This is a genomic window from Methylotuvimicrobium buryatense, from assembly GCF_005931095.1.
GTDB classification, from domain to species: domain Bacteria; phylum Pseudomonadota; class Gammaproteobacteria; order Methylococcales; family Methylomonadaceae; genus Methylotuvimicrobium; species Methylotuvimicrobium buryatense.
This window is the reverse complement of sequence record NZ_CP035467.1, coordinates 62,216-75,979: the sequence shown is the minus strand read 5'-3', so window position 1 is coordinate 75,979 and position 13,764 is coordinate 62,216. Positions and strand designations below refer to the sequence as shown.

General features: G+C 43.8%; 9 protein-coding genes. 1 reads left to right on the top strand and 8 read right to left on the bottom strand.

What is annotated here, in order from left to right; genetic code table 11:
* Positions 1-3: 3 nt before the first annotated feature.
* The 5 genes from EQU24_RS00345 to EQU24_RS00320 form a co-directional block, all read right to left on the bottom strand.
* A complete protein-coding gene (locus EQU24_RS00345; protein WP_017841415.1) occupies positions 4-906 on the bottom strand; it encodes a sulfotransferase family protein in 903 nt (300 codons plus the stop codon).
* On the bottom strand, positions 903-1,682 hold the full coding sequence (locus EQU24_RS00340; RefSeq protein WP_175421646.1) for a sulfotransferase domain-containing protein: 780 nt from the start codon (positions 1,680-1,682) through the stop codon (positions 903-905). Before EQU24_RS00340 ends, EQU24_RS00345 begins: the two co-directional genes overlap by 4 nt.
* Before the next feature lie 4 nt (positions 1,683-1,686).
* Complete coding sequence (locus tag EQU24_RS00335) at positions 1,687-2,676, bottom strand: sulfotransferase domain-containing protein (RefSeq protein WP_017841417.1); 990 nt, start codon at positions 2,674-2,676, stop codon at positions 1,687-1,689.
* Positions 2,666-4,003, bottom strand: coding sequence for a flippase (locus tag EQU24_RS00330; RefSeq protein ID WP_017841418.1), 1,338 nt, complete (start codon positions 4,001-4,003; stop codon positions 2,666-2,668). Before EQU24_RS00330 ends, EQU24_RS00335 begins: the two co-directional genes overlap by 11 nt.
* 670 nt (positions 4,004-4,673) lie before the next feature.
* Positions 4,674-4,931 carry a YcgL domain-containing protein gene (locus EQU24_RS00320; protein WP_014146576.1) on the bottom strand — a complete coding sequence of 86 codons (258 nt, stop codon included), beginning with the start codon at positions 4,929-4,931 and terminating at the stop codon, positions 4,674-4,676.
* 86 nt (positions 4,932-5,017) lie between these two features.
* Between EQU24_RS00320 and EQU24_RS00315 the strand changes: the two genes are divergently transcribed.
* Positions 5,018-5,608, top strand: coding sequence for a CPBP family intramembrane glutamic endopeptidase (locus EQU24_RS00315; RefSeq protein WP_014146575.1), 591 nt, complete (start codon positions 5,018-5,020; stop codon positions 5,606-5,608).
* A gap of 23 nt (positions 5,609-5,631) precedes the next feature.
* On the opposite strand, the gene EQU24_RS00310 is transcribed toward EQU24_RS00315, so the two are convergent.
* From EQU24_RS00310 to EQU24_RS00300, 3 genes are read right to left on the bottom strand one after another with little or no spacing between them, the layout of a single operon-like run.
* A complete protein-coding gene (locus EQU24_RS00310) occupies positions 5,632-7,791 on the bottom strand; it encodes an EAL domain-containing protein (protein ID WP_017841419.1) in 2,160 nt (719 codons plus the stop codon).
* A complete protein-coding gene (locus EQU24_RS00305; RefSeq protein ID WP_014146573.1) occupies positions 7,788-8,192 on the bottom strand; it encodes a response regulator in 405 nt (134 codons plus the stop codon). Before EQU24_RS00305 ends, EQU24_RS00310 begins: the two co-directional genes overlap by 4 nt.
* Positions 8,185-13,305, bottom strand: a complete 5,121-nt coding sequence (locus EQU24_RS00300) for an AAA family ATPase (RefSeq protein WP_017841420.1) — start codon at positions 13,303-13,305, stop codon at positions 8,185-8,187. The genes EQU24_RS00305 and EQU24_RS00300 overlap by 8 nt, the downstream gene beginning before the upstream one ends.
* Positions 13,306-13,764 lie beyond the last annotated feature (459 nt).

Here is a 13,764-nt window from a genome sequence, read left to right as displayed (position 1 = left end):
CAATCATATAATTTTCCAATGAGATAAGTCTCTGTCTATTAATTTTTCAAGTCTTTCGATATCGTTTTTATATAAATAGAAAAGCCTTTCTTTAGTCGCTTTATCTAGTGTTGGCTTAACTAAATTCGACTCTTGTATTTTATCTAATTTTTGATTCAATTTTTCAGTTCCAAAAAACCAAGTGAGAAGCTTTTTTAAGGTTGGCTTAAATGGATATTTGCTTTTTATAATTGAATCGAGACACTTGTACTTTGGAACCCCTGTTTTATTTTTAAATGACGGATCACGAAATTGAAAAGTTTCATCGATACCAAGAAAAATGCATAATTCTTTTAAACATTTTTCTTTATCTTTTAAAAAATCATCGAATATTATAATTTTTACATCGTCAAAGTTTTCCAGATAAGACTTGACTGACTGATAGTAAAAGCCGGGTTTTGTGATAAAAAAACCATACCATATATTTTCCTTAACCCAGTCATCTTCTTTTCTCAAAACCTCCTCAATACTGAGCTGGTCGAATCCATCTCTTACAATATGTAAGTAATTTGAATAAGCTCTATCTATCGGGTTTCTAAGAATTAAAATAATTTTGACCGATTCCCCTAACTCCGATTTGATATTTTTTATTGATTCTTCATAATAATATAGATAATCAGGAGAAATATCGCCAATCGCCTTATTATGCTTATCGACGAATAAATTATAATATTCTTTCTTATTCGATATTATCTTAGTCCATTGTTTTTTTGAGAATGGATTTATATTCTTGTCCGAGATATTTGAAAAGTATCTACATTCTTTTATCTCTGGCAAAAAAACGTCAGGATGTTGCTTTAAATAGCCATCCAGCGATGTAGTTCCGGACTTTGCGGCACCGGCAATCAAAAAGTTTGGCCTACTCATATTTCATCGACCGAGTACCCAAGAATGTCGAGAAGTTCTTTTGTTTCCGATATTATGTATTGCCGAACACTTGCATCCATATCGGCAGCAGCTTTACCCGTACCGACAAATTGTAACTTTCTTAATGGATCGTGTTTATTATAGAGAGATTCATTCTGTTTCATGCTTTCAAGACTCACAAGCTCAATCGCCTCATTTGCAGTATCGGAAGAAATACCGACTCCCAAATTAGTGTATAACTCAATGATTGCATCGAGTGTATTTTTTCTTAAATCTTCGAACTTGAGCACATGCATTCGTTGTGACTTGGGCTTGTTTAACCATCCTTCGACATGACTTTTCCAAGCCTGAATACCATATTTTTTATTTGTAACAAAATCTATGAGCGAACCTGAGAATTGTTGCCTTTGTGCCATAAACCCATAGTAGCTATTCATGACGCTTACAGGATTTCTAACCAAGTAAATAACATGATTGTAAAATGGGCAATATCCGTAATGGCTTTTTATAAATCTAAACTTTGGCATATCCCACATTGGCTCGTCAATGATTGATCGGGAAACTTGAACGTCCGGAATAATCTGAGAAATATTATAATATGTTGCTCTATGAATAGACCCAGACTCGATCAAATTAATATTGGCGATGATACTGGAAAACCAAGTCACTCCACTTTTAGGAAACTCGACTATATAAATATCGCTATTCTTTGTTTTTTGCGGCAAATATTTATAATATTTATATTCAATCAGTTTTTCTTTTGCAAAAGCAATCATATTATCAGTCCTTGTAATAGCCATACTTCCCCAGACTTAGCTTAAAACTCTGGGATAATTTTTTGTTAGCGTCTTCATAGATCTCCAAAATCGCCTTCCTTTGCTCAGAACTCATAGATATGGACTTGCTAATATGATCATTTTTTGAAAGCACAATCGAACGCAACCATTCTTTTTGTCTTTTTGAAAGCTTGATTTTAGCAATAGGCAAATATTTTTCTTTGAAAAAATATAACTTATCCAAAAGCGTCGTTTTTCTTATTCTCTTATAACCGTGACTAGTGCTTCGAATATTCTCTTGCTTATCTATGAATTCTTTTTGTATGCAATTGCCATCGACACCCAAAAAATCACATAAATTATTATAAAATTCTTTAGGATCATGTTGGAGTTGTTCGAATACGATTACATGGATATTTCTGTCGCCGAATATTTTTTTATATTGAGAAACAACATCATTATAATCCAGAGATTTTTTAAATGCATGCTCACTTTTATCTTCTAAAAATAAACTTAAAAATTTTAAAAAAGTATCCGTCTCATTATATTTAGAATAATAATGCGTATATGATTGCGCATAAAGAGATGCTATCATGTCATCATGCTTTCTTATTGAAATTAGAATTTTTACGTCATATCGATTCTCATCAAATGCTCTTCTTAAAGCCATGGCAATATTATTACAACTAGGTAAATAATCTTTCCCTTTTATCCTTGATATCCGCAAGCAATCGAATAAAAATGCCTCTTCTGAAAGAATAGCTTTATTTTTTATTACGCTATCATCAAGAGTGCTGCTTATTTGCGATCTGACTTCATCATTGAAAATTATTTTAGCTATCAGTTCATCTTCGAATACAAATTTATTTTCCTTATCATAAAATTTACCTAAATATTGTATATCTTCAATATTTGGAAAAAAATGGTTTTGCAAGGTAGTCGTCCCTGTTTTTGGGTAACCAATATGAATAAATATTGTTTTTTTATTTTCCATTTTTATCCCAACTGATCCAATAAAATGTCAACAACGCCTTAGTTTGAAGTTTGAAGTTTATTCTAGTTCCTTTAAAAATGGCATTGCCTAAATATATAGCCAAAAAATAAGAAATTAAAGTCGCAAAAGCAGCGCCAATAAGACCATAATGGTTAATGAGTATTAAGTTAAGCACAACATTAATCACCGCTCCGACAACTAGATTAAACGATATCAGCTTTTGCTTATTCTCAGCCGTATACCACATCCTGGAACCATTATTCATAAAAATAAATATATTAGACCATATATAAATAATTAAAATACCGACTGACGGCAAGTATTCGGAACCAAAAGCAGTTTCGACAATTTCTTCCGAAAACAAAGTAATTGCTATCGATATTACAACCGAAATAAGTATCAGAAGCCTATATAAGTTTAAGAGCCTTTGATAATACAACTTTTCGTCGACTTTTTTTGCATTCAATACGGCTGGAAATAATGAGGTAGTCACCGCAGCAGTAATAAATAACCATACTTCTGTTAACCTTACTGCAACGGCATAATAACCCACCGATACAGGCCCCATAATCTCCTTAATCATTACTTGATCGATTTTCATATAAACCGATATAGCAACACCGGATATTATCATCGGCCAGGATTCTTTAAGTAGCTTTCTGGCGATGGCTAAATCGAATATTCGGTAAAATGTTGGTTTTTTTTGTAATCGATAGGCGACAATATAACTGATGGCAAGACTAAGACTATCGACAAGCACAACGAGTACAAACCATAAAAGCTCCGCTTTAACCAAAACCAAATATATTTTGATAAGTGACGACAATGCTAGCTGAATAGTCTTGCAAATGGAAACGACTTTTCCTTGTACTTTAGATTGAAAATAAAAATCAATAACCTCAAAACCTTGGAAAATTATTCCCGCCCCTATAATAAAAATATATAGATTAGTCGTCGCATCGTTTGATGTGAAAGGAAGAATAACCGCGATAAATGTCAAGGCTAGAATTGCACCTATAATTTTTAACCAAAATGCCGTTCCCAAATACTTGTCACGTTCATTCGGCTCGTTTACTAAGTCCCTTATCAATATCCCGTCAAAACCTAATTTTGCCACACACCCAAAAATAGCGGTAAACGAAAGCACATAACTCAACACACCAAATTGTTCCGGCCCCAGAAATCGAGCCACCCATATTCCAACAAGCAACCCGGCGACTATGCGTAAGACCTTCTCGCTCATTAGCCATAGGATATTATTCAAATAACGTATAAACCCTCGCTTTTTGATAATCGATCTAATCCTATTAGGGATATTATTCAACATTCAATAATACCTATTTTTTAAAATCATGCTATTCCAGAATTGCCCATCTCAATAATTTACTTGTGAATATTCAGTTCCCTGGCAATTATCGTTCCCACGCTTTGCGTGGAAACGATAGGGAAAGTGAATATACCTTTCGCACTTCAAATTTCGGCAGTGCCTGAGGAGGCGCCGAGGTGCTCGGCAAAGGCTTTGCCAGCATAGAGCCTACAGGGACGTATTCACGGCGTCCTTTGATGTGCATCCCGGCAGCAATTCCCAATTTGGAGATCAAAAAGGGTGTGGGGTATGCTTGGCGAGGATGTCGGCAGCAGGGGCAGATTTTTGCTCCTCGGCAATTGCTCCTGCATTGCCCTACTACACGCCATCCTTGGCGTAATGCAAAATCTGCATTCACACCATCCTTGGCGCTTAGCTGCCGCCAAGCCCCCATGGATGGGTTTACGGCGTTCCTCGACAGGCATACCCCACACCCTAAAATCGGCGAAACTACTCAAACTGGGAATTGCTGGTATCACACAGCACCCTTTGACGGACACTCCGGTGCCGAATTTTGATCTACGATCGCTATATCAAAGAGATGGGCTGAATATTTACCGAAATGTTCGTTGGATTTTTGCCTCGAGAAAGGTACGACTACAGAAAATACCCAATGCGAATAGCCTTTCCCTCATTGAATTTTACCACCTCCCGAAAGCAATATTGGCGGCATTTGCACGAAAAAGCCCTTGGCTTTAAGGCTCTCGATCACTTTCCCTGAATCTTCGCGGGCCAATTTTCTATCCGACGTCAACTCGAGTTCCATCACGAATTGCATCGGACTCATTGACTTGAACAAAGTATCCGGCACTTCGGTAAAGTCGTCTTTTTTATCGATGTACAAATAAAGCTCTTCTTTTTTTAGACTTTTATAAATAAAACACTGCATAATCGGATTCTTTTAAACGACAACGGATTGAGCATTTTAGCTGTTTTTGTTTAGAATCCCTATGCCGATTAATTTACGATTCCCTCATGGCCAAATCCTCATTCGACTCTTCCCGCTTTTTTACCACCGCCTGCAATTTCGAAGGCTCGCTGATTCTAGTCGCCGCTTTGTTGGGCTGGTTCGCCGGTATTAACCCTTTTGCCGATCTTTATTTTTCCGAACAAGCGCTTTTTTACGGTATTGTCGGCACGGTGCCGTTATTTATATTTTTTTTCGCGCTAGAGCAAATCAATATCCCGTCGATTCGTAAAATTCGCAGCTTACTGGTCGACACTTTGGGTTCCGGGCTGAAAACGTGCCATTGGACCGATATTTTTTTTCTCGCCGCGATCGCAGGATTTTCAGAGGAGTTATTGTTTAGAGGATTGATTCAACCGTGGATCGAAGCGTCTTGGGGTATAGCGGCGGGACTTATCGGCAGTAATATCATTTTTGGATTGGTCCATGCCGTGACACCGCTTTATGCGCTACTGGCAACCTTAATCGGTATTTATCTCGGCTTGGCAATGGACTTCGGCGGCGAAAGAAACCTGATGACGCCGATGATCATTCACGGACTCTACGATTTTCTGGCGTTTTTGATGATTATGAAATCGTTCCGTCGCGGTAGCGAATAGTGGTGTCTTTTTCTTTATTTTTCTTATTCGCCCAACGGCTCGGGGCGACCCAACCAAAAGCCTTGCGCATAGTCGACGCCTAATTCCAATAAATGTAAATAGATCTCTTCGGTTTCGACGAATTCGGCAATCGTTTGTTTGCCAAGCAAGTGCCCGATTTCATTGATCGATTTGACCATTGCCAAATCGACCGGATCGCAACAAATATCCTTGACAAACATTCCGTCGATTTTTAGAAAATCCACCGGCAGATTTTTTAGATAGGCGAACGACGACAAGCCGCTGCCGAAATCGTCCAACGCAAAACGGCATCCTAGCGTTTTCAAGGCCCCCATGAATCGAGTCGCTTGGTTCAAATTGGCAATCGCGGCGGTTTCGGTCACTTCAAAACAAAAGCGATCCGCCGGTAACTTGAATTTTTTTAGCGCCGCTTGAATACAGAGTTGAGCCGAATCGGAACCGAGCGTTTGCCCCGATAAATTGATCGAACACATCGACAAATCAGCCAATGCGCCCGAATGTTCGGCAAACCAAAGCAGCGTATTTTCGATGATATACTCGTCGATTCGGCTCATTAGGCCGTATCGCTCGGCGGCCGGAATAAATGCGCCGGGCAAAATGACCTCCCGGTCGGCACTCAAAATCCTGACCAAAATTTCATAATGCTCGCCATTTTGCGTTCCGGTCGTGCAGATAGGTTGACGGTATAATTGAAAGCGTTTATGGTCGAGCGCGTCGTTAAGTTTGGCGACCCATTGCATTTGCCCGGATAGCCGGCGAATTTCCTCGTCGTTTTTTTGATAGACAAAAACTCGATTACGTCCGGCATCTTTCGCGGCATAACAAGAGGCATCGGCAACCATTAACAAATCGTTCAAGCAGTTAAACTCCTCGGTGATCGCCATCAAGCCAATGCTGACTCCGATATGAAAGCTTTGGTTGTTCCAGTTGAATCGATAATCGGCAATGATTTCGCGCAGCTCATCGGCCAATCGTTCAGCCTGCTCGATTCCGCAATGCTCCATCAGCACCCCGAATTCGTCGCCGCCCAAGCGCGCCAACGTATCCCGTTTGCGTACCTTACGCTGCAGCAATGAAGTAACCTGCTTGAGTAATTCATCGCCGGCGGTATGTCCGCAAGTATCGTTAATCACTTTGAATTGATCGAGATCGAGATAGCAAAACGCAAATTGATCTTCGCATACTTTACGAGTCTGCAATACGCGGTTCAGCCGCGTCTCGAATTCGCGGCGATTGACCAAGCCCGTCAATGGATCGTGCGACGCTTGATAGGCCAGCTCTCTCGATAAACGTCGGGCATGACTGACATCGCTGAATACCAAAACTACGCCTTGAATTTCGTTACCTTCCCCGCGAATCGGAGCCGCTGAATCCTGTATCGCATATTCGCGGCCCAATCGATCGATTAAAACTGTTCCGGTCACCAGAATTTTCGACTCACCCTCGGATAAACATTGAGCGACCGGATTCGGCAATGGCTTTCGGGTTTTTTCGTCGATAATATGGAAAACTTCATCGATAGGGCGGCCGAGTGCTTCGGCATGCCGCCATTCGGTCAGTTTTTCGGCGGCGGGATTGATGAACTCGATCAGGCCCGTATCGCCGGTGACGATCACCGCATCGCCGATCGATTTGAGGGTTACTTGTGCGCGCTCTTTTTCCTGCATCAGCCTTTCCTCGGCCCGCTTGCGGTAATCGATTTCCAAACGCAATTCGGCGGTACGTTCTTCAACCAATTTTTCGAGATGCCGGCGATAAGATTCCAGTTCCGCCTCGACCGCTTTCGCTTTTAAAACATTGTCGATTGTAATCGGAATAAGATGCAGATATTCGCCGTTGAGATCCTTGGTCAAATAATCGGCGGCACCCAGCTTCAGAGCCTTCACGGCGACGGCTTCGTTACCGCTGCCGGTCACGAAAATAATCGGCGTTGCCATCGGAATATAATCGACGATATCGAATGCGGTACCGTCGCCGAGCGCATGGTCGGCCAACACGATCTCGAAAGTCTGTTTTTTCAACAGATCAACCGCTTCAGCCACCGATCCTGCAATCGTATAGTCGTAAGGTAATTGCTCTTGCTTGACAAAGCGCTTGAAACTCATCTGATCGGCCAAATCGTCTTCGACTAACAGCAAGTTTACCGGCTTTTTCCGATTCATGAACGTTGCGTCCAATAAGGCTTAAGTACCTGAATTGCGTCTAAAAACTGTTCGTAATCGACCGGCTTGAGAATATACCCGGAAATTCCTAAGTCGAAACAACGGTCGACATCATGCCTTTCTTTTGATGACGTCAGCATCATGACCGGAATATTTCTGAATACCGGATGCTCTTTGAGATGTTTCAGGCATTCGTGACCATTCATCTTAGGCATGTTGATATCGAGCAAAATGATGGCCGGCAAGCCATGTTTAGGATTGCGTAAATACTCGAGCGCTTGTTCGCCGTCGTGCACGACCAACAATTCATTGAGTACGCCAAGTTTTTTGAAACTCCGCTGAACGGTCATCACATCGACCTGATCATCCTCGACCAAGAGAATGGGTTGTATGTTATTCATGTTGTGCGGTTTTCGGTATCGTAAACAAAAAATCGCAACCGCAGCCCGGTTCGGACTCGATCCGGATGCGGCCGCCCCAGTTGTCGACTATTTTCTCGATTAGGCTTAATCCGATACCGGTGCTATCGGATTGATCCTTTGGCGCGAGTGTTTGAAACAGTTGGAAGATTTTCTCCTGATAGTGTCTTGGGATGCCCGGACCGTTGTCTTTGACGCTGAATTCCCAGCAGGACTCGTGTTCGCGGCAACTTATTTCAATAACCCCATGGCTTTTATCGTTATATTTAATCGCATTATCCAGTAAATTTTGAAAAACCTGAAATATTTTAAGCTTTTCTCCTACGATCGTCGGTAAGCCGGCTTGCATCTTGATTTCGATATGCGGCGGCGGTGCGATATGCTTAACCATTTCCATTAATAACACATTGATGTCGACTTGTTCGTCGGGTTCTTTGATGCGCCCAACCCGCGAATACTGCAAAATACCGTCGATCATCTCATGCATGCGTTTTGCCCGGCTTTGCAATAAGGCCATTTGCTCCTTGCCGTCATCGTCGAACGCATCACGGTAATCTTCGGCAATCCAGCCGGACAATTGATTGATCGCGCGTAAAGGCGCTTTTAAATCATGCGAGACGACATAAGCAAAACTTTTCAGTTCTTCATTGGCTTTATTTAATGCCGAGGTCCGCGCGGCAACCCGTTGTTCAAGCTCCTTATTGAGCAAATTGATTTGCAGCTGGCTTTGTTTCATTTCTTCGATCAACAAAGTATTTTGCAGCGCAATCGCCGCTTGCGCGGTCAATAGCCGGGTCATTTCGATATCTTCGAGCGAGAAAACCGATTTGATCAAACTGTTTTCCAGATACAAAACGCCCAGTACTTGTTGTTGCATTTGCAACGGCAAACACAATACCGATTTAAGTTGCCTACCCTGTACCGTATCATCGGTTTTAAAATCGCCTTCGGCCGCGGCATTGTTCAAAACCACCAGTTCGGCGGTTCGGTAAACATAATTGACGATCGCAAGGCTAAGGGTCTCGGCCGGCAATTCGCTACCGTCGCGGATCTCGACTTCGACCCGGTCATGCTTGACGCCTTTCGCCAATTTTTTTAATTGCTGATTTTCGGCAATCAGCAAATAACCGGTTTTAGCCCCCAAGCGCGCCATTACCGATTCCATGATCGTCACCAGTAAGGGTTTGAAATCGAGTTGTTGCGTGATCGTTCGAGTCGCTCGAACCAAATAGTCGACATCGAGCAATTGCGCCAACGATTGCTCGGTCTGTTTACGTCTTTCGATAACCGTGAACGAATATTGCTTCGCCAATTGCGCCGTTTTGATTTCGGCGCCGCATTGCCGATAAATTTTAACGGCCCGATTCAAATGATACGAAGTATGATCGTGTTGCCTATCGAGCAACATCCGCCCCAGCCGCTCGTGTAAAAATGCCTCCAAAAATAGAAATTGCCGCGACTTGGCCGAATCGATCGCATCCAAGCCATATCGCCGCGCCTGACTAAAGTCATCGGCGTGACAAGCCCGTTCCATCATCATGAACAGTAAATAGGGGGTGAGAATCGGTCCTAACGAAGACCAAACCTCGACCCGTTCGAAGCATTTCGACAGCAGATCATGTTCGTCTCCGTCCACTGTTCTATACAGTCTTAAACCGTTGACGTAGCGGAAAACATACCAGAGTCGATTGAGAATATTGTCGCTTAGGCCGCGTAAATACGGCTCGGCCTTTGCCAGATAACCGGCCGCCTGCCGATAATCGCCGAGATAATGACTGCTTATTCCTTTTAAAGTGTAATATCCGCCGATCGACACGACATGCTTGTCTTGCTCCCAACGTTTTAACTTGGCATCGATTTTCGCCTCGGTTAGCTTGTTTCGGCCGACATTCATTTCGTCGACCCAACCGGCCAATACGCTTTCGGCAAGCCCGAGCGATAACGACAGATTAAATTTTTTCGAAAAACGCCGGCATTCTTCGGCCACACTAATCACCTGATACAAATCGTTGCCGCGATGGATCAAATGCCAAAGATAAGGCCCGTAGGACAAACCGGCGTTGTATAAATCGCCGCAATTTTTGCCGCGGTGAATATTTTGCTGACATTGCTGAATGATATGCTCGGATGACCTTCGATTATGCATATTGGTCCATAATATGCCGTTGATTCCCTTGGTCGCACCGAAGGTATCGGGATAGCGCTCCGATAACGCGAGGCCGAGATCTTCGTATCGAAACGACATGTCGTATTTATCCTGACGCTGCAAATACAATCCGACCATCGAAAAACCGTAAATCACCGTTTCATCGACACCGCCGGCCAAACAGTTTTGCGTCGACTGAATCGCGGAAAGATACAATTGCGGCACCATGCCGGCCAAGTAATAATCCGGAATCAATTCGCTATAGATGCCGGTTTCGATCCGCGTCGCGCGATCGCCGCTGAGCGTAATATCGAGAATTTGCTGCCAAACATCGTCATGCCCTTGATGAATTTGTTCCAGAATGCTTCCTGCACGCCGCAAGGCCTCATTATCATCGTCCGGAATCGCGCGCCCAAAATAGCTCAAGCCGCGATTACCCAATTCAATCGCCTCTTTGAACTTGCCCATAGACGACAGACTCGTGGTCTGCTCGTACAAACAGTCGACCCGGTCCAGATCGCTTTTCGCTTTTTCAATCAAGGTATTGAGTATCGCCTCCGAAGCCGGTTGATTGCCGAGCGCCATTTCGGTTCGTGCCAGATATTTATGCAAATCGAATAAAAATTCATAATCGCTGTCCCAGTCCGGATTGGGATACAAGGCTTTAGCTTGCGCAAAGAAAAAATTGGCGTTATCCATCGCCAGTGCTTTCATCGCGGCAATTCCGGCATGGTAATTAAACACGGCCTCTTGTTTAATCCGCTTCGCGCTGGGGTTTTGCGGACGACCGCCCTCCAAGTGTTCGACGACCGCGAATAAGTTCGGCTGCGTCTCAAGATCGGCGTTTTCGGGAATCGCTTCAATATAGGCCTGCGCAATGCGCTCATGAACGTCGCGTTTTTTCGTTTCATCCATGAAACTCTCGACCGCCGCTTGAACTTGGTCGTGAAAGAAATAGAGTTGATTTTTTTCACGCAACAAAATGTTATCGACAAAGGCTTCCGACAATGATTGATATAAAACCGACATTTCGATACCGGCGGCGCGCGCCAAATCTTCGGCTTGAAAGCGCGCGCCCAAACAGGCACCAATCATCAACAAGTCGAGCGTTTGACGAGTCAGCTTCGTAATTTTGTCCTTAAACAAATCCAAAGCCGTATCGGGAATTTCGGTATGCCGTAAATGTTCGTCATCCCAGGTCCAAATGCCGTCATCGCCCAAATGCAAATGCCGGTAACTATGCAGCCAGCGTAAACTTTCATTGACGAACAACGGATTACCCGCAGAGGTCTGAAATATGATCTCGGCCAATGCTTCGGTCCGAACCGGATAGGTATTGAGAATGTAGGCCGTCATCAAATTGACCTCATGCAAGCCCAAGGCATTTAGACGAATCTCCAACAACGGCCGGTCATCACGCTTGATGCGTTCGATCAAGCGATTCAATCGATGGCCGGTATCGACTTCGTTATGCCGGTATGCGCCCACCCAAAACAGCCAAGGATATTCCGCCGAATTGTCGAATAGACTTTCCAGGACATCGAAGGTTGCACCGTCGCACCATTGCAAATCGTCGATGAATAAGGTCAACGGATTTTCAGCGCTGGCCAAGGCAGCGATAAAACGTCCGATGGTATCGTTGAAACGATTGCGCGCTTCGACCGGCGGCAAATCGGCGACGTTCGGCTGCGGGCCAATGATCAATTCCAATTCCGGCACCAAGTCGATCATCAAGCGGCCGTTATCGCCCAATTGCTCGCCAATACGTTTTCGCCAGTAGTCGATCCTATCCTTATCTTCGGACAAAAAGGTTTTGATCAAGCTCGTGAAGGCTTGTATCAAGGTGCTGTAAGGTATGTGTTTTTTAAACTGGTCGAACTTACCCGATGTGAAATAGCCGGAATGCGCGACGATCGGTAGTTGCAGTTCTTGAATCAGCCGGGTCTTCCCGATACCCGACCAACCGGAAATTAATGCAGCGCGAAAGACGCCCGAGCAGACTTTGTTGAATTCGCCCAATAATTGCTTCTTTTCCTTGTCTCGACCAACCATTACCGAAGGGATCGTAATCCGGTTGCTGAAATCGCGCTGCTTTAATACGAAATCGTCGATACGCCGTTCCATCTGCCATTGCGTCAAACAAATGCGCAGATCGTTGGCGAGGCCGGATGCGGTTTGATAGCGTTTTTCGGGTGCTTTTTCCAAAAGCAATGCAATAATATTGCTTAAGGCTGTCGGAATTAGCGGGTCGATTTGATGTAAGGGCTCCGGCGTTTCGGCAAGATGCGAATGAACGATTGCGATCGGATCGTTAAATGAAAACGGTGCCTTACCGGTTAGACAGGCATAAAGCACCATGCCCAAAGAATACAAATCGGTTGCATAATTCACCGTGTATTTGATGCGCCCGGTCTGTTCCGGCGAAAGATAAGGCAGGGTCTGTGTCCGAAAATGCGGATCGTAGATAAAATGACTGACCTGATTGATATCGAGGATACGAATGTCGTCGATTATTTGGACGGATAAATTATCCGACCGTATCAAAATATTAGTCGGCTTGATACTTTTGTGAATATGCCCGGCTTTATGGATTTCTTCGAGCCGTTCGGCCAGCGCTACGGCGATCGTCAGCACACGTTCGATATCCGGTTCCGAACCTACCGACAAACATTCGGATAACGGTTTAGCATCGAGATAAAGCTGACGCAAAACAAGCCTGCCGTTTTCCCTGCTGAGGATTTCCGGAATTATGCTATGCGGCAAGGCCAACTGACTGAGCAAGTCGATTTGTTGCCGAACATAATCGCCAATACCCTTCACGCAAAAACGTAGCTTGATATCCTTTAAAACGACTAACTGCGAAGTGCTTACATGCTGCGCTTTAAAAACATTTGCGTGCATACTTTCGCCGAGCTTTTCGAGGATACTGTGATTTAAAATTTGGGTCATGCCATTAGGGGAATCATTGCGGGTTAGAAAAAATACCTAGGGCATAACGACTATAGCATTTTCCTGAACAATGTCAGGGTTTTATCGACTTTGGCAGCAATTCCCAATTTGGAGATCAAAAAGGGTGTGGGGTATGCTTGGCGAGGATGTCGGCAGCAGGGCAGATTTTTGCTCCTCGGCAATTGCTGAGTTACATGGATGTAATGAATGCAGAAAATGCAGGAGCATTTTTCTGCCCTGCATCGCCTAAAGCGCCTACTGTTGGTGCCCTACTACACGCCATCCTTGGCGTTCGAGCTGCCGCCAAGCCCCCATGGATGGGTTTACGGCGTTCCTCGACAGGTATACCCCACACCCTAAAATCGGCGAAACCGCTCAAACTGGGAATTGCTGCGACTTTGGTATCATAGAGCTCTCAAGCCTAAAACAGATAGCTACCCGCTCAACCGGAATTTTTCG